15 protein-coding genes are annotated in these 23,218 nt (G+C 46.8%); 3 read left to right on the top strand and 12 right to left on the bottom strand.

Annotated features, from left to right (window positions below; all coding sequences use genetic code 11):
* Window positions 1-136 precede the first annotated feature (136 nt).
* The 9 genes from H3H32_RS19605 to H3H32_RS19565 form a co-directional block, all read right to left on the bottom strand.
* On the bottom strand, window positions 137-712 hold the full coding sequence (locus tag H3H32_RS19605; RefSeq protein ID WP_182457342.1) for a Uma2 family endonuclease: 576 nt from the start codon (window positions 710-712) through the stop codon (window positions 137-139).
* 123 nt (window positions 713-835) lie between these two features.
* On the bottom strand, window positions 836-3,178 hold the full coding sequence (ppk1, locus tag H3H32_RS19600) for a polyphosphate kinase 1 (protein WP_182457341.1): 2,343 nt from the start codon (window positions 3,176-3,178) through the stop codon (window positions 836-838).
* 67 nt (window positions 3,179-3,245) lie between these two features.
* On the bottom strand, window positions 3,246-5,246 hold the full coding sequence (gene gyrB / locus H3H32_RS19595) for a DNA topoisomerase (ATP-hydrolyzing) subunit B (protein ID WP_182457339.1): 2,001 nt from the start codon (window positions 5,244-5,246) through the stop codon (window positions 3,246-3,248).
* A 374-nt stretch (window positions 5,247-5,620) separates the two neighbouring features.
* Entirely contained in the window at window positions 5,621-6,025 is a 405-nt protein-coding gene (locus tag H3H32_RS19590) for a hypothetical protein (protein ID WP_182457337.1), read from the bottom strand.
* A gap of 91 nt (window positions 6,026-6,116) precedes the next feature.
* Window positions 6,117-7,328, bottom strand: coding sequence for an alanine dehydrogenase (locus H3H32_RS19585; RefSeq protein ID WP_182457335.1), 1,212 nt, complete (start codon window positions 7,326-7,328; stop codon window positions 6,117-6,119).
* A gap of 98 nt (window positions 7,329-7,426) precedes the next feature.
* Complete coding sequence (tsaE, locus tag H3H32_RS19580) at window positions 7,427-7,846, bottom strand: tRNA (adenosine(37)-N6)-threonylcarbamoyltransferase complex ATPase subunit type 1 TsaE (RefSeq protein ID WP_182457333.1); 420 nt, start codon at window positions 7,844-7,846, stop codon at window positions 7,427-7,429.
* Window positions 7,847-8,042: 196 nt separating this feature from the next.
* Window positions 8,043-9,425, bottom strand: coding sequence for a RagB/SusD family nutrient uptake outer membrane protein (locus tag H3H32_RS19575; RefSeq protein ID WP_182457331.1), 1,383 nt, complete (start codon window positions 9,423-9,425; stop codon window positions 8,043-8,045).
* 8 nt (window positions 9,426-9,433) lie between these two features.
* Complete coding sequence (locus tag H3H32_RS19570; protein ID WP_182457330.1) at window positions 9,434-12,640, bottom strand: SusC/RagA family TonB-linked outer membrane protein; 3,207 nt, start codon at window positions 12,638-12,640, stop codon at window positions 9,434-9,436.
* A gap of 486 nt (window positions 12,641-13,126) precedes the next feature.
* On the bottom strand, window positions 13,127-14,884 hold the full coding sequence (locus tag H3H32_RS19565; protein WP_182457327.1) for a phospho-sugar mutase: 1,758 nt from the start codon (window positions 14,882-14,884) through the stop codon (window positions 13,127-13,129).
* 335 nt (window positions 14,885-15,219) lie between these two features.
* On the opposite strand from H3H32_RS19565, the gene H3H32_RS19560 reads away from it, so the two are divergent.
* Window positions 15,220-15,984: an SGNH/GDSL hydrolase family protein gene (locus H3H32_RS19560; protein WP_182457325.1), complete on the top strand. Its 765-nt coding sequence runs from the start codon at window positions 15,220-15,222 to the stop codon at window positions 15,982-15,984.
* A gap of 31 nt (window positions 15,985-16,015) precedes the next feature.
* On the opposite strand, the gene H3H32_RS19555 is transcribed toward H3H32_RS19560, so the two are convergent.
* From H3H32_RS19555 to H3H32_RS19545, 3 genes are all read right to left on the bottom strand, one after another.
* Entirely contained in the window at window positions 16,016-17,317 is a 1,302-nt protein-coding gene (locus tag H3H32_RS19555; protein WP_182457323.1) for a DUF4249 domain-containing protein, read from the bottom strand.
* A gap of 128 nt (window positions 17,318-17,445) precedes the next feature.
* The gene (locus H3H32_RS19550; protein ID WP_182457321.1) at window positions 17,446-18,411 is read right to left on the bottom strand and encodes a hypothetical protein; all 966 of its coding nucleotides are present in this window, start codon (window positions 18,409-18,411) and stop codon (window positions 17,446-17,448) included.
* 21 nt (window positions 18,412-18,432) lie between these two features.
* A complete protein-coding gene (locus H3H32_RS19545; protein ID WP_182457320.1) occupies window positions 18,433-19,152 on the bottom strand; it encodes a hypothetical protein in 720 nt (239 codons plus the stop codon).
* Between the two features lie 343 nt (window positions 19,153-19,495).
* Here H3H32_RS19545 and H3H32_RS19540 point away from each other — a divergent pair, with 343 nt between their 5' ends.
* On the top strand, window positions 19,496-21,892 hold the full coding sequence (locus tag H3H32_RS19540; RefSeq protein ID WP_182457318.1) for a TonB-dependent receptor: 2,397 nt from the start codon (window positions 19,496-19,498) through the stop codon (window positions 21,890-21,892).
* A gap of 12 nt (window positions 21,893-21,904) precedes the next feature.
* A complete protein-coding gene (locus tag H3H32_RS19535) occupies window positions 21,905-23,218 on the top strand; it encodes a DUF4249 domain-containing protein (RefSeq protein ID WP_182457316.1) in 1,314 nt (437 codons plus the stop codon).

The raw sequence follows: 23,218 nt of genomic DNA, 5'->3' as shown, positions 1-23,218 counted from the left end.
GAAATTACAGTTAGGTGGGCTAAGATACAAAAAGTAGAACACTAACGAATCCACTCGAAGCGTAACAAAATGAAAACTGGCTGATTTGACGAATAATATTCGTCAAATCAGCCAGTTTTCATTAGCCATCTTCTGCTTAGATGAGCGCCGTCAGATCGAGCACAAAACCGGGCAAAACGTCTTCGCCCGACAACTGGCTGAGACCAATAACTTCCTGTGATTTCTGGCCTGGTCGATAAACGTATGTCGTTTGGTTGGTGAGGTCAATTAGCCAGCCAAGTCGACATCCATTTGCCATCCAGTCGTCCATTTTCTCAAAACAGTCCTTCAAGCGATCTGATTGTGAGCGTAGTTCAAGTACAAAGTCCGGGCAGAGTGGTAGAATTTTGCGACGTTGCTCGGGTGTCAGTTCATCCCAGCGACTTTGGGTGATCGCCGAAACATCAGGTGACATTATAGAGGTATCAGAAAGTCGGAAAGCCGTCGACGAATCAAAAAACTTACCAAACCGGGCCTGTCGGTTCCAAATAGCAAAATCAGCACCTATTTCAAAATTGTAATTACCACTTTCTCCTCCTGTGTTTGCCATAAAAACAATATCACCGTTTTTTCGGCGCTCAAATTTCAGGTCCGGGTTGTCCTGACAAAAACGAGTGAACTCGTCATCGTTCATTCGTAAATCTTCCGGTAAATGCACCCTTATTGATTCCATGCCGTATAACTATTGAGGAGGCAAAACTAAGAAATTAATTTTTAAGTAATAAAAATATTGATAATAGTTTACTTGTGTATTGCTGTTCAATCAGTGGATTTGTCAGCAGAACTTAGCAAAGACCTAAATATCCGCAATGGCGCGTTCAGCACCTTCCTGATATTCTTCCTCGATTTTGGCTACTTCAGTTGACTTAACTTCTGGGTCGAACAACCGCGCTTCCAGGGCTTCTTTTTCCGTAACATCGAAGAATCGCTGATGGATGTTGAATGACTCACCACCTTCAGGTACCTCGCATTTCTGAAAATCGCCGTCTTCTTTTAGCTCGTAGGCATTTACATTGTCGAGCAGGTTGTATTTCAGGATCAGAATAGCCTGTTGCTTAACGCGGGTATCTGCTAAGTAAAACAACGACTCAATTCGTCGGTCAAAACTACGGACCATTACATCGGCACTGCCACTATATACTTTAGGATCGCCGTTGTTATGGAAATAATAAATACGTGTATGTTCTAGAAAGTCGCCGACAATTGACCGAACAGTAATGTGTTCACTCAAACCTTCCCGGTGCGGACGCAGGCAGCAAATACTGCGCACAATTAGACGAATGGGTACGCCAGCCTGTGAGGCTTTGTATAGTTCGTCAATGACCAGCTTATCTTCCAGCGAATTAACCTTTATACAAATGCCACTTGGTAAGCCGCGTTTAGCATTTTCTGCTTCTAATCGAATTAACCGAACTAACTGATCGCGCATGTCGCGCGGAGCTGTAATCAGGTATTGGTATTCGTTAGGTAACGAGTGGCCCGTAATAACATTAAAAAACTCCGAAATATCGTGTGTATACGTTTCGTTTGTAGTTAGCAAACCAATATCGGTATAGAGCTTGGAGGTGTCTTCGTTGTAATTACCCGTAGCCATATGTGCATAGCGACCAACCCGGCTTCCCTCATTACGAACGACCAGCAACAGCTTGGTGTGTGTTTTGAAACGGCTAATGCCGTAGATGACAAAACACCCAGCCTTCTGCAATCGCTGGGCTTCCCGGATGTTGTTCTCTTCGTCGAAACGCGCTTTTACTTCAAACAAGACGGATACGTGTTTACCATTTTCAGCCGCTTTTAAAAGGGCTTCGGTAATGCGTGAGCGTTTTGCCAGCCTGTAAACCGTGATCTTAATAGCCAGTACATTTGGGTCTTCTGCCGATTGTTCGAGCAGTTGGAGTACAGGTTCAAAGTTGTTGTAGGGGTGGTGTAAAAGCAGGTCGCGCTGCTTTATTATCTCGAAGATATCATCCGTTTTTTCGCGAACTAGGCCCAGCGGAGGCACCGGTACGTGCGGGCGAGGCATGTCGTCTTTAAACTCAGGATGACCAATAATTTGCCAGCAGGCTGAAAAGTCAAGTAAGCCAGTTGATTCGAAAATGTTCAGATCATCAATTTCCCAGCGTTTTTTCAGCAGGTTGATCATCCAGGGCGAATTCGTTCTGGAGGCACTGTTTACATACGTTTCTACCTCAACACGGGTAACACGACCTAAGCGCCGATTTTTGATTTTCTGCCGGACCTCATCAATAAAATCGACTTCATCGTCATCGTTTTCATCAAGCGTAAAATCGCCATTACGCGTTATCCGAAATAAGTTTACTGAGGTAATTTCTACGTTTCGGTATAGTTTTTTAATGTTATGTCGAACGATTTCTTCAATCGGCAGGAACAAAATGGTATCCTCACGTTCAAATGATAGAAAGCGTGGCAGGTTGGCCGGAATTTGGACAAACGATAAGCGTTGACGGTCATCATCATCGTCAGAACGCTGATTGTGTAAATCGATTCCATCAGGACTTTGTGTAACCACACCGAAAATCAACACCTTTGCCAGTAGCACCGGAAACGTATGTGTATAATCATACAGCATAGGTGTTAGGGTCGGATAAATCGCTTTGTCGAAATAGTCCGTTGCTTCCGCTCTTTCTTCAGCACTTAGATCATCGTAGGTAACTAACTGAAGCCCATTTTCGGCAAAAAGTGGGAGTAACTGTTCTGTAAAAACAGTTTGCTGATCCTGGCAAAATTGATGAGCAGCCGTAAACAGAGCTTTACGGAAAGGAACCTCGCGAAGCCCTGAATAATCGACTCGTTGCTTATGGTAGTCCAGATAGTTGTACAGACTACCAACGCGAATCATAAAAAACTCGTCGAGGTTAGAGGCTGAAATTGCCAGAAACTTCAGACGCTCCATGAGCGTCCGATGTGGGCTACGAGCCTGATCCAGAACGCGCTCATTAAATTTAAGCCAGCTTAAATCACGGCTGAGGTAATCGCTTTGATCAATTACACTGCTTACTTTCTCACTAACTTTTGCCATTTTATCAGTCACCTGGGCAGTAGTAGTTGCCTGACGGTGGGTAAACCGGGAAACTAAATTGCCCAATATCGTTCGGTTTGGATTCAGGGAATAACGCATACTCATTTCAAACTTTGAATTACAACAAAAAAGCGGACTAAAAAGCCCGCTTTATGTTATCATTCGGTTAAACATCCACTCGGGCGTATTTCGCATTTCGTTCGATGAAGTCGCGTCGGGGGGCTACTTCATCACCCATAAGCGTCGAGAAAACGTGGTCAGCATCGGCGGCCGACTCCACCGTTACAACTTTTAGCGTTCGTGTATCGGGGTTCATCGTTGTGCTCCAGAGCTGTTCGGCATTCATCTCGCCAAGTCCTTTATAACGTTGTACCCCCACATTTTCTTCTTTACCGCTACCTGCTAATTCTTTTACGGCTGCTTCTCGCTGGGCTTCCGTCCAGCAATAGCGCTCTTCTTTTCCTTTTTTGACAAGGTAAAGAGGAGGCTGAGCAATGTAAATGTATCCATTGTCGATCAGGGCCTTCATGTTGCGGTAGAACAATGTCAGAATCAGTGTCCGGATGTGGCTACCATCAACGTCGGCATCGGTCATGATGATGATTTTGTGATAACGGAGTTTTTCCAGATTCATCACTGTCTCATCATCTTTCTTTTCTAAACGAACGCCGAGAGCAGTCCAGATATTTTTGATTTCCTCGTTCTCGTAGATTTTGTGCTCCATCGCCTTCTCTACGTTCAGAATTTTACCACGCAAGGGTAAAATAGCCTGAAACGCCCGGTTACGACCTTGTTTGGCCGTTCCGCCAGCAGAGTCACCCTCAACCAGATAAAGCTCACAACGTTCTGGGTCGGTATCAGAGCAGTCGGCCAGTTTGCCGGGGAGTCCCATACCGCCCATGAAGTCCTTACGCTCGGTCATGATACGCTTGTAAGCCAGATCGGCCGCAATCCGCGCCTGAGCAGACACAAGTACTTTCTTTACGATGCCTTGTGCTGTTTTCGGATTTTCTTCCAGCCAGGTTTCGAGCAGATCGGCCATTGCCTGACTTACTGCACTGACAACTTCCTGATTCCCTAATTTGGTTTTCGTTTGTCCTTCAAACTGGGGTTCAGCTACTTTTACCGAAATAACAGCCGTTAGGCCTTTCCGGAAATCTTCACCGCTGAAGGTAACCTTACCCGAATTCTTTGGCAATACACCGGGGTTTTTATCGGCGTAATTTTTCAATACCCGCGTTAGCGCTGAGCGGAACCCCTGTACGTGCGTACCGCCTTCGTGGGTGTTGATGTTGTTTACATACGATAGTACGTTTTCGCCCGCTTCATAGTTGTACACCAGAGCGACCTGTACAGGCGTCGATCCTTTGGTGTTCTCCATGTAAATCGGCTTCATTCCATCAAGAGCTGGACGTGTTTGATCGAGATACTCGACAAACTCAACCAGACCTCCCTGCGAAAAGAAATCATCGTGACGTATGGGTTCGCCCGCTTCATCCAGCTCACGTATGTCGTTCAGGAAAATATGGATGCCCTTGTTCAAATACGCTAACTCACGCAGACGGCCTGCTATGGTATCATACTTGTAAATGGTATCGGTGAAGATACTGCCATCGGGTTTGAAATGGGTTCGAGTGCCCGTGTCGTCAGCATCACCAATAACACGTACGTCATACAGCGGAATACCTATTTTGTATTCCTGTTCAAAGATTTTACCTTCCCGATGAACTTCTACACGTAGGTCGGTCGAAAGGGCATTTACGCAGGACACGCCAACCCCGTGAAGACCGCCCGATACTTTATAGGTGTCTTTGTCAAATTTACCACCGGCATGCAACATGGTCATCGCCATTTGCAGAGCCGAAACGCCCATTTTGGTATTGATACCAGTTGGAATACCCCGACCGTTATCCTGTACCGTAATGGAATTATCTGGATTGATTGTTACCGTAATTTTGTCGCAATAACCTGCCAGAGCTTCGTCAATAGAGTTATCAACGACTTCCCAAATCAAATGGTGCAGACCACGAGTACCCACGTCACCAATGTACATGGATGGACGTTTACGAACGGCCTCCAGACCTTCTAGCACCTGAATATTATCGGCACCATAGTTGCCTAGCGGAGTGTCAACGGGAGCGTCTGCTTCAATTATTTCGTTGGTCATATCAGAATAGGAGCGAGTCTGAAATTTATTGTTTCAGGCTTGAAAAATAGCCCAATTTTATGTGTCTATATAGATTGTAAAAATACAAAAATTTTTCATCTTTTCCAATCGGTTTTTGAGCGGATTTGCCTGATGTGTCAAAAAAAAAGTATAATCGGCAAATGGCAGGGTAGTCAGTGGCTTTCTATCAACTTTGATGCCCTTTTTGATCAGATTATCAGACGTATTACCCGTGTTTAAGTGACCTGTAAAAGATGCGTTTGAGTAGCCCTTTTTGAAGGGGCTATTTCCCCAAAAAGTATTATTCATGTCTTAAAAAAAGACAAGCCGAATCGGGTAGATTCGGCTTAGGAAAACGCTCGAAGAAAGTTTGTTTAATCTTCGGGGTATGGAATATACACAAAGCCCGCAAAATCGCCGTGTACGACGAATAAACAGCAATATTCATCTGGCTTTTTGTAGTTCTCTTTCCATAGCTCAATTGAGTCCTCGCCAATGAGTTCACGCTGGATAAATTCATCCAGAAAAGAGGCTTTGTAATTCCACTGATTCTCTAATTCTGTAGCTCCAATAAGCAACTGCCCTACAGGTACATCCCGGCGGGAAGCGACAAAAATTGGATAGTCTGAAAAGCCACGCTTGCGGATCTGATACGAAGCTTCTTTAAGTTGATCGGAGACTTTCACAAAATCCGACGAAATGGTTCCCATCAACTGTTTATTGACATCGTAGGAGTTTGCGTCGTCGAGTAGAGTATTTTCGTTGCTATGGTTAATCATTGGGAAAAAGTTTGTAGTTTGAAGTTTGTGGTTTGAGGTTCGTAGTTAGCAACCGTCAACTGCGAACCTCAAACCACAAACTTCAAACTTCTTAAAATCGGGCGGCCAATAAGAGGTCTAAATCTTTGAACCGCAGGTTGAATTTGCGGGCGATATAGGCATTCGTAAGCGTTCCCTTATGCGTATAAACACCTTTCATAAACCAACGGTTCGCGTACATCATCTGCTCAATGCCGCCTGTTGTTCCGGTTTCGAGCAGGAATGGTAAGAAGATGTTACTCAGAGCCATACTGGCCGTGTAAGCAACGCGTGCGGCAATATTTGGAACGCAGTAATGTATCACCCCCATATGCTTATAGGTAGGCTGTTTGTGAGTCGTCATGCGCGATGTCTCAAAATTACCCCCTTGATCGATTGACACGTCGATAATGACCGATTCTGGTTTCATCCGACTGATCATTTCTTCTGTGACCACCACTGGGCTGAGGCCATCTTCGGCCCGCATGGCACCAATCACAACATCGGCCCGCTGAATGGCTTCCGCCATCGTATCGGTGTCGATAATGGACGTGTACACGTGCTGACCAACGGCATATTTAAGTCGCTGTAATTTGTACAGGTGCTTGTCGAATACTTTTACGTCGGCACCCATGCCAAGTGCCATACGAATCGCATATTCGGTTACGGTTCCAGCGCCAAGCATCACGACTTTCGTTGGTGGAACGCCCGTGATACCACCCAGAATAATGCCCCGACCATTATCGGCATTGCTAAGGTATTCACCCGCAATAAGCATAACAGTGCTACCTGCAATCTCACTCATCGATCGAATAACGGGTAAGCCACCGCTCTGATCCTCAATGTATTCGTAGCCAAACGCAGTCAGATTCTTACTCAGCATCTTCTCGAAGTAAGCCTTATCGTGCGATGGTAGGTTTAGGGCCGAAATGACCGTGCTGCCCGATTGAATATGATCGAACTCTTCTTCGACAAGTGGCTCAATTTTCAGAATGAGATTGGCTTCGTAGACTTCTTTGGGCGACTGAGCAATCTGCGCACCAGCCTCGCTATATTCGTGATCGGGAAACTTGGCTTTCTCGCCTGCGTTAGTCTCCACAATCACATTGTGGCCATTTCGAACCAGAATAGCCACGGCTTCCGGAGTGAGTGCGATGCGGTTTTCCTGAAGCGATACTTCTTTGGGTAACCCAATAAGCAGGCCATTCCGGCTAGTTTTTACCGCCAGTGGAGCTTCTTTCGGATACAGGGCCGTTTGCTTGGCCAATTCCTCAAATCCAGTCAATGCTTTGATGTTTGTGGTTTACGGTTTTGGGTTTACAGTTGGCTGACGCAAGAATTAACCAATGCATCTGCCGACCGTAAACCAAAAACCGTAAACTGTTAAACTATTTCTGCTTCAATTATTCGGTGCCCATCTGTGTCCACCGATAGTTGAATCTGATAATACATGGCAGGCCAAAGAGACATAATGCGCTCAGGCCATTCGATAAAACAATAATCGCCCGAAGCAAAATATTCCTCAATACCTATATCCAGCGCTTCAGCTTCGTTTTTGAGTCGGTAACAATCGAAATGATACACCGAGTGCCCTTCGTGGGTAGTATATTCATTAACAATTGAGAACGTTGGGCTGTGTACCGTACTAACAACCCCTAACGCACGACAAAGAGCTTTAATAAGCGTGGTTTTACCAGCTCCCATCTCTCCGTCTAGTAACCATACCGGCCGTTGCCGCCCTTCAGCGAGTAGCTGGTGGGCTACAGTATCGAGTTCGTCGAGGTGGTCAACATTCAGTATCATAGGCTTGTGTTAGTACTAGCCTGCAAAGATACAGATTTTAGGTCGTCTACTTCGTTCTCATAGGTTGACTTAATGCGTGATTATACTTATTGGAGAAACAAAAAAAAGGAATGGGCAAACTATACCTGCCCATTCCCCTCCGTCTTTTGATACTTATTGATTCTTTGGATTCTGTAGATGCTACTTTAGTAAAGCCCTAATACCCCTGATTCTGTGGGAAAGTAGTCTTGTTGTTATAGACATCAATTTCCGACTGCGGAATTGGATAGACCACCCGATAATCAGGCATAGTAATACCCGTTACCTTAATGGCCGCTACAGCTGTTCCTGTACGAAGCAGGTCGAACCATCGGTCGCTTTCCAGAGCAAGTTCCAGGCGACGTTCATTAATGATAGCGGTCTGGAAGGCATCTTTTGTAGCAAGCTGAGCGCTGGTGTAAGTCGCAACACCCGCCCGAGTCCGCACCCGATTCAACGCTTTAAATGCGTCGCCATCGGCTTGATATCCAACCTGATTGAGTGCTTCCGCATAGAGTAGCAACACATCGGCATAACGTAACACCGGGAAGTCATTGCCAACATCGCTCGTAGAGGATAGCTCATCATAAAACTTCCTCGGTACAGCATTGATGCTGGTAGGAACCGGTACCATAACCGTTAACGGAAGCCGCTTATCTCCAGCCGAGTAAGCCGCTCGCAACGATGGCTCAACAGGGTCGCCAATGCTGGTGCCGAACCAGGATCCGTGACCCTCACCAATAGTGCCGCCTTTTTTGAATTTGACCGAAAACAGCAGTTCCGCATTGTTTTTGTTGGTTACCGAAAACACATCGGCAACGTTGGGAAGCAACTGATAGGTAGTGCCGTTGGCCAGATCTTTCAGCGCCGAAACGGCCAGATCATATTTCTTTTCGGTTACATATACTTTGCCTAGCAAACCTGCTGCCGCACCAGACGTAGCCCTGCCAATATCGTTTCCAGTATAAGATGCTGGTAAACCTGCTACGGCTGCTGTCAGGTCTTTTTCAATGGCTGTATAAATATCCGCCACCTCATTGCGAATATACGAACGAGCCTCGGTCGTGGTGCCCGCTGTCAGAACCAGAGGCACTTTGCCCCACAAACGGACTAGATTGAAATACGACAAAGCGCGAATAAACTGAGCTTCACCTTTGTAGCGCGATTTTAATGCAGCATCCATTGGTATGGCGTCGATCTTATCCAGAATCAGATTACACCGGTTGATGCCTGTATACAGGCTACCCCAGGTGTCACGCAGAACGGTGTTTGTAGTCGGCTCGATGAATCGATCGATGTTGTACCGCAGCCCAGAACTGGACGAAGGGTCGTTATCGAGTACGTTGTCGCCACGGGCTTCAATGACGGTGTTATAATCATTGCCATACTGGTTTGAGCTTTGTAGGGCATCGTAGGCACCATTGACTGCGTTATTGAAATCGGTTGACGTCTTGTAGAAATTATCTACGTTGGGCTGCGACTGAGGCTTAAGATCCAGAAAGTCTTTCTGGCAGGCTGTCAGACCTACAAAGGCAGTAAGAAATAAGGCTATCTTTTTCATGGTTGTAATTAGAATGACAGGTTGAGTCCAACTGAAGTAGTGCGGGGGAGGGGATACGTGCCATAATCTTCGCCGGATGATAACGCACTGTCGGGGCGGCTGTTAACCTCTGGGTTGTAGCCCAAATACTTCGTGAAGGTAAACGGGTTTTGGGTCGTCACGTATAAACGGGCACGGGTCAGGCGCAGCCGGGTAAGTAAGGCAGTTGGCAGCGAGTAGCCCAGCGTAATTGTACGAATCCGTACGTATGAGCCATCTTCGATATGCCAGGTTGAAATTTCGCCGTTGGAGCCAGAAGCCAGACGATTGGCGCGGTTTACTAAGCCATTGCCCGGATTGTCTGCTGATTGCCAGCGATCCAAAGCCCCTCTGAACAGGTTGCCGTTACCTTCCATGTTGTAGATGTATCGCCGGATCAGGTTCAGAATTTTATGCCCCTGCACGCCCTGTACGGTTACGCCCAGATCGAAACCTCGGTAGTTAAGACTTGTGTTGAAGCCAAAGGTGTATTTCGGGAAATAGCTGCCCGTAACGGTGCGGTCACTGCTAAGGTCAAACTTGCCATCGCCATTAGCGTCCTTAAACTTGAAATCGCCGGGCCGCGATGTCGAAACGTGAAGGGCTGGATTAGCGTCCAATTCGGCCTGATTTTTATAGACACCTTCATAAACGTAGGTGTAATATTCGCCAATCGGGTGGCCAATCTGAGTGATAAACTGCGCTCCGGCAACACCACCCGCTACAATAATCGGATCGCCCGAAGGTCCGAGGGCTTTAACTTCATTGCGGTTCGTAGCAATGTTGGCGCTGGCATCCCAACGTAACCGACCAAAAGTCTGGCGAGTGCCGAGCGTAAATTCAAAGCCCTGGTTGTTCACTTTCCCAATATTCTGTAGTTCAGTACTGAAACCAGAGGCACGGGGAACGGGTACGTTCAGAAGCAGGTCAGATGTGTTGGCATTGTAATAATCGAACGTGAAATTCAGTTTGTTCCGAAGGAAACTCACGTCGAAACCGACATCGAGCATCGCCGTTTTTTCCCATTTCAGCTTGTTATTGGCCGAGTTGCCGGGAGCTAGGCCACTTACGACGGTTTCGTTACCTAGAATGTAGTTCGAGTAGTTGAGCAAACTGACTGAGCCATAGTTCGGAATCTGGAAGTTACCCGTTAAACCGTAGCTAGCCCGTAGTTTAACGTCACTCAGCCAGTTGACGGATTTTAGAAACGTTTCCTGCGATATATTCCAGCCCGCCGATACAGAGGGGAAATAGCCCCATCGATTATCTTTCCCGAAGCGCGAGGAACCATCCGCCCGGATTGCTGCCGATACCAGATATTTTCCGCCGTAATCATACTGAACCCGACCCAGATACGATAGCAGCGACCATTCCTGAACATCGGAACTGCCCGACGTAACTTGCCCCGCATTGAGTGTGTAAACTAAGTCGTTCGGGAAATTAGTCGCGGTAAGTTCGTTGGCTACCCGACGATCTTTCTGGGAAGAGAAACCCGCCAGTGCCGAAAGCGTGTGTTGCCCAAAAGAACGATTGTAGTTCAGCGTATTCTCGACCAGCCAGTCTACGAAATTCTGGGCGCGTGAGAAGCCTGTTGGGGTTGAAGGTCCTTTCCGGTCACGTATTTCGAGCGTTGATGGCCGATAGTAATCCCGTTGGAAACTGTTAACATCGGCCCCGACACTAAGCCGATACGATAGGCCATCAATGATTTCATATTGAGCATAGGCATTACCCAATAATCGTAACTGACTCAGTTTGTCACTAACCTGATTGGCAATGGCAACTGGATTTAGGATAGATGTAGCCCCGTATCCCCAGGCATTGCCGCCAAAATTGTAGGAGCCATCTGCATTGTAGACCGGAAAAAGTGGGGGCATTTGCAGTGCCAAGCCTACAACCCCTTCGCCCAGATAAGGACCTTCTGCCTTGATCAGATCGTGGTATGAGTAGGTGGGATTGAAGTTAATCCCCGTTGTTAGGCGGCCATTCTTAACCTCTACATTGGCCCGCATGCCATACCTTTTGAAGCCTGAGTTAATAACTACGCCCCGTTGATTTAGGTAATTGGCTGATAAATAATACTTAATATTTTCTTTGCCGCCCGAAATAGAAAGCGTGTGGTTCTGAATTGGGGCAGAACGGAAAATCGCATCCTGCCAGTTAGTATTGGTCAGCCCGGCCTGGCCACTCAGATAGGGTACGATTTCGGGCTGGATGAGCGTGCTGGGTGCCCCTACGCCTTTATTCCGAATATCGTTCGAATCGGTAGGTTTGCCGGTTGGGTTCCGGTCGAGATAGGCGTTGTTTTTAGCTTCATAGCTCAGTTGCGCGTATTCGTAGGCATTGAGCATATCAATCTTTTTCGAGACGTTTTGCACCCCTATGTACGAGTCGTAACTGATAACTGTTTTGCCCTCTTTACCCCGTTTAGTGGTTAATAATACAACCCCGTTAGAACCACGAGACCCATAAATGGCTGATGCAGAGGCATCTTTCAGTACTTCGATACTTTCAATATCATCGGTATTGATCGTGCTCATCACGTTGATTGGATTGTCTGGGAATTGCGAGTTGGTACTCCCCGTGGCATATTTAGTATCACGCGAAAGGGGAATACCGTCGATCACGTAGAGCGGATCGTTACCAGCACTGATCGAGCCCGTGCCGCGTACCCGAATGGAGAGGGCTGCACCCGGTGCCCCCGATGTTTGTGACACCTGAACCCCGGCGATTTTAGACGCCAGTGCCTGATCGAAGCTAGCTACGGGCTGGTTTGCCAGGTCTTTGGCCTTCACGGAGCCAATGGCTGTTGTGATGTCCCGCTTGTTTTGGACACCATACCCTACCACAACTACTTCACTGAGGGCATTGTCAGTGGCGGTCAGCTTGGCATCGACCACGCTCTGATTTCCTACGGCAATTTCCGTTGGCTGGTAACCAATGAAGGAAAAAACGAGGGTTTTAGCCCCTGTAGGCAGGTTAATCTGATACTTCCCGGCGGCATTGCTGGTTGCACCAACGTTGGTACCCTTGGCCTGAATGGTTGTGCCAGCGAGTACTTCGCCGGTCGTGGCATCGGTTACGGTACCGGTAATTGTAGTTTGGGCATAACTCAACTGAGTCGATAGAAACAGAAGACTAAACAACACCCATTGTCGATACCCATTTCGGGTAGAGTTTGGTAACGGAATGATCATAAAATAAGCTTTATTACAGGTTGACCTGATTAAGTAAAAGAAACAGAGTAGAATTACTCGTGTGACTATCTACAATTATACTAGTAAAGAGGATATAAACTTTAATATATCTTTAATTCTTGTTGAACGGATAATTAGGGGTGTTGACTGGATTTTGGCCTATTCGAAACTCCGATAGGAGTGGCTTGTTAATAGAAACCGTGGATTGGATATAACCTCAGCGCCGTAGGTGCGACCTATATAGCTGGAATTAGGTCGCACCTACGACGCTGAGTGCTCTTAATAAGCAACAATAACTATTGACAGGACGCCCTTACAGGGCTTATTAACCTGTGAGGCAAATGTGTGTATACTCTAGGTGTCCCCACAGAACGTTTTGAGCTAGTCTGATTTACAGGCTAAGAATACGTAGGTAAACACAAGCATAAAAAAGCCCACCTGTTTGCACAGGCGGGCCAGATACTATCATAAGCATTATAAGAGCGACTAGGTCAGTTGTAACTCATCAATGACTCGTTGCACTTTTGCTTTTAATTGAGCATACGTATCATCAAATGCTTCTTTACTTTCGAGTGGCTCACGAACGCTGACGTAGAATTTAATTTTTGGTTCAGTACCGGATGGGCGAGCCGATACTTTCGTACCATCTTCTGTGAAGAATTGCAGCACGTTCGATGATTCGATACCCATTTTACCCGCTTCGATGGCTGAGGTTGTGCCAGTTGTTGCATCGAGTCGAGTCAGGGCCTTGTAGTCATCTACCCGAACCACAGGTGAACCGGCAATCGATTTAGGCGGATTGGCGCGGAAGTCAGCCATCATCTGCTGAATTTCTTCGGCACCTGATTTACCTTTCTTGGTCAGTGATACCAGCGATTCATAATAGAAACCATTGTCCTGGTACATGGCCATCAGCATATCGAACAGACTCTTGCCCTGATCTTTGGCGTAGGCAGTCAATTCAGCAATGATAGCGCAGGACGCAATAGCATCTTTGTCACGTACAAAATCGCCGATGAGGTAGCCATAACTTTCTTCACCACCACCAATAAACTTCTCTTTGCCCTCTAGTTCACGAATTACTTCGGCAATGTATTTGAAGCCCGTTAGTGTGTTATAGCAGGTTACACCGTAGTTTTTGCACATCTGATCGATGAGATCGGTGGTTACGATGGTCTTTGCCACGAACTCCTTACCAGTCAGTTTACCGGCATCTTTCCAGGCATTCAGTAAGTAATAAATGATCAGACTGGCCATCTGGTTGCCGTTCAGCAACTCAAATTCGCCATGATGATTGCGGGCTCCAGCGCCAACGCGGTCGGCGTCGGGGTCGGTTGCCATGATAAGATCGGCGTCCAGCGAATTAGCCAAATCTAAAGCCAGTTGCATGGCTGCGCGTTCTTCGGGGTTGGGCGATTTTACTGTTGGGAAGTTTCCGTCTGGGGTTGCCTGTTCCTGAACAATATGAACGTTGTTGAAACCTAATGCATCCAGCACACGCGGTACCAGCGTAATGCCCGTTCCGTGAATGGGCGTGTACACGATGTTCAGATTGGCCTGACGTTTAATAACGTCTGGATTCACCGCATTCGACTTAACCCGTTCTACATAAGGTGCGTCAATTTCTTCATCGATCAGATGAATGCGCTCAGGAATACCCTCAAACTTAATATCATCAACCGACGTGATCTTGTTAACCTCTGCAATAATGGCCTTATCGTGCGGGGCCACCACCTGACCGCCATCGTTCCAGTACACTTTGTAGCCGTTATATTCGGGTGGGTTATGCGAGGCCGTAACGACAATACCGCTCTGGCAACCCAACTGCCGAATCGCAAACGATAACTCTGGCGTCGGACGAAGAGCGCTAAACAGATATACTTTAATGCCGTTTGCCGAAAAAATATCGGCTACTAACCGGGCAAATTCAGGGCTCATCCGGCGACTGTCGTGGGCAATGGCCACGCTGATGTCTTCGCCCGGAAAAGCGGCATTGATGTAATTGGAAAGACCCTGTGTTGCGGCACCAACTGTGTAGCGATTCATTCGGTTGGAGCCCACACCCAAAATGCCACGCAAACCGCCTGTACCAAATTCAAGATCGCGGTAGAAAGAATCGGTGAGTTCGGTAATGTTACCCGAATCAATCAGATGCTGGATCGATTCTTTAGTTGCGGCATCGTAATTACCGGTAAGCCATTTATCAACACGTTGCTGGGTAGGGGAGTCAAGGGCTGTTGCCATGCTTATGTATAAACTGTTATTGATTATAGAGTGAATATATTTCGTTGTATGCAAAAAAGAACATTATTTTCGGGAATATGTCAAAAAACCTGTAGTAGTTAATCCTTTATGAATTTTTTTTGGCTGAGACATCATTACGCGGCCAAAATTACAATTCCCCTCGGGTCAACCAAATCCGTATAATAGATTCAAACACGGAGAATACAAGGTAATAGTCCTTTTTGTATCTTTTTATTGATTTTTAATTCACTTAAAGCGAAACAATTTCATAAAGTATACGTCTAATGCAAATATGGCTAATAAGGTCATATTTTGGAATTAAACGTATACTCAACATGAATATTCTGGTAATTGGTGGGTGTCAGGTCTATGGCTATGGACTAACTTCGAATGAACGCAGCTTTGTGGATCAATTTTCGGATCGACTCAAAGAAACGGGTTACTCTCCTCAAATTACCAGCTATGTTTTTCTGCCACTGGCTACTGTTCGGGAAACACTAGCGCACCTAGACCTCTCGAACGTTGATTTATTGATTATCCAACCGGCCCATTACAACCTTCAGCATCCATCTACGTTTTGGAAACTGTTTAAAACACCCACTAAAAAAGTGCCTAAACAGGCAGGCTATGGATTGACAACGAACGAATTGAGTGCTATGAGGGCGCTGCCACCCTTGCCGCTCGATAGGACACCCATCGGTCGAATCAAACAAATGAAGAATTGGCTTAAACGCCTTTTGTTGTGTGTAAGTAAGCCTGCTGGTCTCGTAAAACAGCTGCTCTATGTTGAACAGGAGATAGCCGCCTTACTGGAGCAATTGCATCCACATCGGGAAAACGTTATTCTGTTGACACCTACGCCCCATCGTGATCTGGTTAGTCAATGGTTGCGGAAACAGGGGCGTACTATAGTGTTGAACGAAGGTAATCGATGGGGAATGACTGTTCTGGATACCCACTTGATTATCCGCCCCGACGAAAAGGTTTATCTTACAGACGACCCTAGCCATTTAAATAGCACCGGTCATCACTTACTAGGTCAGGCTTTAGTAGCTTGTTACGAGGTACAACAGGGGCTAGTGGAAGAAGTCTTCGTTTGATATTTTGCGGTAGCCACCTACAAACCTCGAACTACTCCTGCCAACCATCGGGTTTAAAGGGCGTCCGGCTATCGCTGGGAACGCAGATGGCGGTTACGGGTCGGGGAGGACCACCAAGAATGCGGATGTTGGGGTAAGGGTAAATGGGTTCAGGAGTAGGTTGCCGCAAATTGAGCGAATAGAACAGCTCAGAACCCGGCAGTTTAGAGGGACCAGTTGGGTCGGTTTGGCCGAATGGCAAGCCAATCACATCTTTTCGGTCAATCCAATGCCGAACCGCCGACACCGCAGAGGCCGTGAAATAGCCCACAACGTGCTCCTGGCTGTTACCCAAATTCTGAATGTTGCCTACCGGGGCAGAAGGTATGGGGTCGGTCAGGCCATTTGTAGTTTGAGTTTGATCCTGAAAGCGCTTAAAGTACGAATAGGCTGGCTTCGTCAGAGACAACTGTCTGATTTCAACCAGGCAGGCTGTACTGTCGTAGTAGGGGATCTGGGCAATTTTTCGTTTGGTAATCAGGCCGCCATTACTGAACTGATCATCGAAAACATTGAGTGCCGAACTGTACAGAATTTCCCAGCATTCCATGCGGCACGGATAATCATAGACGTATAATCCGGTTGTGAAAGGGGGCTGGCCCGCTTCGAAATAATTGGTCGGTACAAAACAGTTTTCGTAGAGTGCATCGCCCGATACATAAAACGTTTTGTCTTTATACACATGGTCAAGAATGGCATTGACCGCATAAACCCCTTGTTGGCAACTCCGACACCACGACTGCTTTTCCCACAATTTCCACTCCCATCGGTAATAGTTCTGCTCATTGGCGGGGTCTTTCCAGTCGATATATACATCATGACCACCTCGATAGCCACCTGTTAAGGCGAGTTCGACGGGCAAACTTGCCGAATTGTACTGCGACGATACCCGATCAATAGCAGGAACTGCGGGCATAATTTGTGGCGTCGATTGGTAGTGCGTGCCGTCGCTGAGTGTAAAGCGGAGTTGATAACTATGACCGATCTGGCCTTTAAAATCGCTGGGTAGCTGATAGCTCCCGGCTTCGGTTTCGTGGCAGGGAATAACATTAACTGAATCAACAAGAACTTCAACAGTTGCTTTTGTGATGGGAACACTGCCAAAACGGCCTGTCAGTGGGTCGGCTTTCGAGCGATTAATGCGAATAATTTGTGGTTCCGCGCGGTTTGTGATGGTTCCATCAACCACCAACGTATTAACCGTTCCGTTAAGCGTTAACTCAATTGGGTCTACGCAACTGGTGAGTAGATTGACAAAAAGAAAGGTAATTAGAGCAAAAGCGAGAAAGCGCATACCAACTAAAAAAGGTAATTTAGTTGGAAAAATTTGATTAATGGCAAGGTGGTGCGCTCTTGTTCAGGAATCGCAGATGTACATCGACGTGGTGTCAGTTTCTAAAAACTGACACCACGTCGATAGCTTTACTGATTATAGGTATACTCAATGGTATTAATAAACTCTGTACCCCGATACGACTTCATTTGAGCAGGATAGCCGTCAGCCCGGTAGGTGTATTCGTAGCGCCACGCATCGCCAGCTCCCGGTTGGTTGATCGTTTTTCGCGTGACTACATTGTTCACGTTAGTCGTGTTGAAGGATAACAACTCGCCCATCGTGACCATTTCAGAATCACCTGTTGTTCGGAAGGGATTGGGATGGGTGTCGTACGTAAAATAATCGACTGCCCAATAATCGAGTGGCGCTATCGAACGGGCCCAGAGGATATTTCCTGCGTCATTTCGTCGGTAGGTGGTGCCGTCGATACGTTTACCCTGGTCATCAATCGTACCCGACCAGATATAGGCTCCTGATGGGCTGAACCCTAATTGAGATTGGGCAATTCCAGCTTGCTGGGACCACTCTGAAAAGACCGTATTTGTTGTTTTTGTTAGCCCGGCTATTCCTTTGTCAGTGGGGCTGTAGCCGATTGTTCGACTAGGTAGTAGATCGTTATGTTGAGGAGAACCTTCTATAAATGGGGCCTCCTTGTTCAACTTAGACGCAACCTGCACGAGCCCATTGTTATCATACGTGTAGGTGAGCTGAAAATAAATATGCACGCCATCTGTATAGTAATTGGTGCGTTCGATAAGGCGGTTTTGTGCATCATATTGGTACGTAATCCAGGTTTTTCCATTGAGCGTCACTTGCTTTAAGCTAAGCGTTGTGTTCACTGGATTCAATTGGCCAAATGGAAACTGACGGGGCGTGCCTGTGGTGCCGAAAACTGGTTGGTAGGTCGCGATCGAATCGGGCATTGATCGACTCGACGTTCCGATAGCTGATGGATTAAGGGGCGTTACAATGATCTGATCCGTAGTTTGAGAATTGCAACCAAGTAGCGCCAGTAAACTGACCGGAAGAAGGAAATGAAGGTTTCTACGCATAAGTGTGTATAGTGAATCTGGTTACTTCCCTTTGATTTTGTACAACACTCCGAATCGGATTACGGACGAATTACATTCATTCCGACCGCCAACCCAACCACTTTTGTAGTTGCTGAGCCCATAAGCATAGGACGTATAAGCGCCTACTCGTTTGTAAAATACCGTGATTTGGCCCCTGGGTCTGACATCTGTTTTCAGCCCCGTTCTATCGATTGATGTGCTATAGGTTTTTCCGTTAGCTCCTGTTGCTTTCCCGATTTCCTTTGAACTCAGCAGATACCCAACATCCAGTCCCGCGGTTAGATCGACCGAAACCTGTTGAAGACCAATTCGATAGCCCACGTAAGGGAACGCATTGAGTTGATTGCTGGATAGATAGGTTTGGCCCGATGCTGCATCCTGATAGGTGCCGGTCTGGGTATTATAGCCATTAACCGCATTTAAGGTTGTCTTACTGCGTAGGTTCTCGTATCCTACACTGATACCAGCAATGAAGTTGCGCCGGGAAATGCGCTGAATCTGATAGGAAGCTCCATAAGAAACTCCATTTTGCCCCCCAAATGGATTATTCGTATAGCCGGTAGAGCCATCGGTTGACAAGTTTATTTGAGAACTTTTCTCGGCAGAATAACCCTGAAAGGAAAATAAATTGGCGTTCAGAGCGAGTATCGATTCTGTTTTTTGACCAAAAGAAAGGCTGGTTGTCAGGGCTGTCAAAAGAAGTAAAAATGCCTTTTTCATTGTGTAAACCTGGTTTTCTCTTCTGACCCTAAAAATCGCTAATTAGTTGGAATTCTGCTGCTAAAATCACGGAGATGGGTTTATCCTAGAATTGTCGAGAAAATGACTAAAAAAGTTGGGCTATAGCCCGGCTGTTATTGGCTAATGCAAGTATATAAAAGTTTCCTTAACCTTTATCATTAATCCCTGTTAGTTAACCGGTTTGCTTTTACCGAAAGCATAACGTTTTGGAAAAGCAAAACAGGTCGACAGCGTTTTCGTTCTATAATACGTCTATGAAAAAAACGGATTTATAGGTATGCTACGCTAAAAGAAACACACCAAAGCATTAACCTTTCTTTTCATGAATCGATTACTACTGACAGTTTGCTTGCTGGTTTTGGTAAGGTTTGTAGCTCATAGCCAGATACTCTATACGCTTTCCGGTACCGTTCGTGACTCCGCCAGCCAGCAACCGATTGTGCGGGCTGCCGTGGTACTCGATTATGAAAAAAAAGCTACCGGTACCTACACCGATGCCCAGGGGAATTTCTCGATCAAAGCGCGTATTGGTCAGCACGTTCTGGTGGTACGGAGCTTGGGTTTTGTGCCTTATAGAGCTACTATTAGTTTACGGGAAAATACCGTTTTTAATGTTAACCTGCCTTCTGTATCCAGTCAACTCGAAGAAGTGGTCGTAACCAGTAAAGGCTATGACCGAAACGTGCGTCAACCTCTCTTGGGAGTTAGTCAGATCAATATCGCTACGCTCAAAAAGATGCCCGCTGCCTTGGGTGAAGTAGATATTCTGCGGAGCTTGCAAATGCTGCCGGGCGTTACGAGTGTTGGAGAAGCCGCCAACGGCGTCAACATCCGGGGTGGTACAACTGATCAAAACCTGATTCTGCTTGACGATACGCCGATCTTCAACCCGACCCACATGTTCGGCCTTTTCTCGGTCTTCCCGCCCGATGCCGTGGGGAGTCTGGATTTGTACAAAGGGAATGTGCCTGCTCGTTACGGCGGACGAGCAGCTTCAGTGCTGGACATTGCCTTACGTAACCCTGATCTGAATCAATTTCGTCTGACAGGTGGGGTGAGCTTCGTAGCCAATCGACTGACGGTTGAAACGCCTATCGTTAAAGGAAAATTGGCCTTGATGGTATCGGGGCGGGGTGCGTTTAATGACTTTTTACTTCGAGCAGTTTCCCCCCGCTTAGATAATATCCGCGCCAAATTCGGGGATGGAACGGCTAAGATGTTCTGGCGGGTCAACGACAAGAATACCGTGACGGCAATGGGGTATTTGAGCCAGGATTTGTTTCAAACGAATCTACTGGGGAGTCTGGCCAATGTTAATGCGGTGAATACCCAATACGCCCAACAAACGGCCAACGGCATGGTTCGTTGGTTCCATGCGTTCAATGACCGAACAAATCTACAGACAACGGCCTTGGTGGCGCAGTACATTCCCCGAATTCTATCGACCGAAGACAGTACCAATAATAAAGTGGTGCTGAAACAGTCACTGTTGCAACGGCAGATCAAATCGAACCTGAACTACCAGTTAGAAAATCAGAAGATCGAAGTTGGTATCAGCGGCACTCATTATCGACTCAATCCGGGCGAGCTAATTCCGGGCAATAGTCTGGCCGTAAATTATCAGAAAACCCCCATTGAGAATGCGCTGGAATTTGGGATTCATGCCGAAGATGAGATCAGTTTGTCGGAAAACCTGGCTGTATCGGCAGGTTTGCGGTACTCCCACTTCCTGAATCTGGGACCATCTGTAGTTCGTCGCTATTCAAACGGCGAAGTGCCCGATGCCACAACTGTTGTTGATTCGGCAGTCTACGGAGCCGGGCAGGTGACGAAGCAATATGGCGGTTTTGAACCTCGGCTGGGTTTGCGTTACGCCCTGACGCCCAATTCCTCCATTAAGATTGGGTATAACCTGATGCGGCAGTATTTGCAAGTGATCACCAACACAACCACGCCTTTGCCTACCTCGCGCTGGAAAACATCCGATGCGCATATTCAGCCACAGGTGAGTCAGTTGTTTTCGGTAGGATATTTCAAGAATTCGAAGAATAACATTTTTGAACTGTCGGCGGAGGCTTACTGGCGAAGTACGCAGCACATTCTGGACTATAAGCCGGGTGCCGATTTTCTATTGCAACCTTATCCAGAAACGCAATTGTTGCCCGGTCGAAGCAAGGCGTATGGTCTGGAAGTGATGGTTTCGAAGAAAAAAGGGGAACTGACGGGTTGGGTTAATTATACCTTTGCCCGAACACTGAATCAGGTGAATCAGGGCGTTGATTTTCAGCAGCAGATTAACGGTGGCGACTGGTACCGGGCCAACTACGATCGGCCTCATAGCTTGAATATGAGTCTGACCATCAATCAGGGGAAACACCATAGTTTTTCGTTCAACTTTGCCTACAGCACAGGTCGCCCTTACACGGCGCCGGAAGGGTTCATTCGCTATCAGGGTCGGACTTACCCGTACTACGATGAACGTAACCAGTATCGCCTGCCCGACTATCATCGGCTGGATTTCGCCTGGAATATCTACAATCCGAGTATGAAAAACCGACGCTGGCAGGGCCACTGGACCTTTACGGTATACAACATCTACGGTCGTAAAAATGTGTATTCGATCTTTTATCGCACTGAAGGCCAGGCCACAAATCCCTACCGACTCAGCATTTTTGGGGCACCAATCCCGAGTTTGACGTACAATTTCGAGTTCAAGTAATCGCTCAATAGTATGCGTGTACTTGTCATTGCCGGTTTCATTTTTCTGAATAGCCTACTGTTGACTGCTTGTGTTGATCGCCTTGACATAAATCTTCCTCAGCACACAAACATCATTGTTGTGGATGGCATACTCAATAATTTACCCGAGCCCCAATTGATCCAGCTTAATCGTGCCCAAACCGATTCGGTAACGGGTCGTGCGGGATTCAAGGCGATTACGAAAGCGACTGTGGAAGTGATTGTTGACTCGACACAAGTGATTACCTGTCATGAAACAATAGACGGCAGGTATCAACTCCCCTCTGATTTCCGGGGGAAAGTGGGGCATACATATCAACTCCACTTTAAACTCAGTGATGGAAAGCAATATTTGTCTACAAAGCAACTTATGCAACCCGTGCCACCGATTGACAAAGTTACACTTCGATTCAGCCTTACCAGTTTACCAGCTAATACAGGCTTGCTCGAAGAGTTTCGATCTGGATTTGATGTGGTGGTGGATGTTCAGGACCCCGCGAATCAGCGTAATTATTACCGTTGGGACTGGAGCCTCTACGAAAAGCAAGACTGGTGCCAGAGTTGTAATCGGGGATATTACATGACCAACCAGCTCAAGATGGTTAGCAGTTATCCCAATATCCTTATTTATCAAACTCAGCCGGAACCCTCCGAGAGTTGCTTTGAGGCTCCCTCGCCATCTCTTTTTGGTGGAAATTATACATCGCTCCCTGTTTTTTTTATCAACTCCTATGTTTGTCGAACCCAATGCTGGGACATCATACCAAATTCGAAAATTAATCTATTTTCTGATGCGTATAGCAACGGAGGACTTATCGCGAGTCGTAACGTAGGGCAAATACCGTACTACACAGAGAACCCTGCTCTGGCAGAGATTCGTCAAAGCAGCCTGACAGCCGATGCATACCGCTATTTTAGTTCAGTACAAGAGCAGACGCAGAATACCGGTGGGCTGGCCGATGGACAGCCGGCAGCCTTAGTTGGAAATGTTCATAACACAGCCAATCCGCAGGAAAAGGTCATCGGCTATTTTACCGTTGGGGCTATCTCGTCGGTTCGCTATTGGCTGGATAAAAAAGATGCTACGGGTATCGCTTATGGTGGCACATATTATGATCCAGGCCCCAAAGTGACGTTTCCGGTACCGGGGGAGCAACAATTATTTTTTGCTTTTCACCGAGCACTACCTACGGTTGAAGCCTATTTGAACTTCACCATCTTAGGTGGAGGGATAAGGCCCCCAACCGCTTTATGTGTACCGAGCGACAGTAGAACGCCAAACCGACCCGAAGGCTGGCGGGATTAA

Source organism: Spirosoma foliorum, from assembly GCF_014117325.1.
Lineage (GTDB): Bacteria > Bacteroidota > Bacteroidia > Cytophagales > Spirosomataceae > Spirosoma > Spirosoma foliorum.
This window is presented reverse-complemented; position numbering and strand designations above follow the sequence as displayed.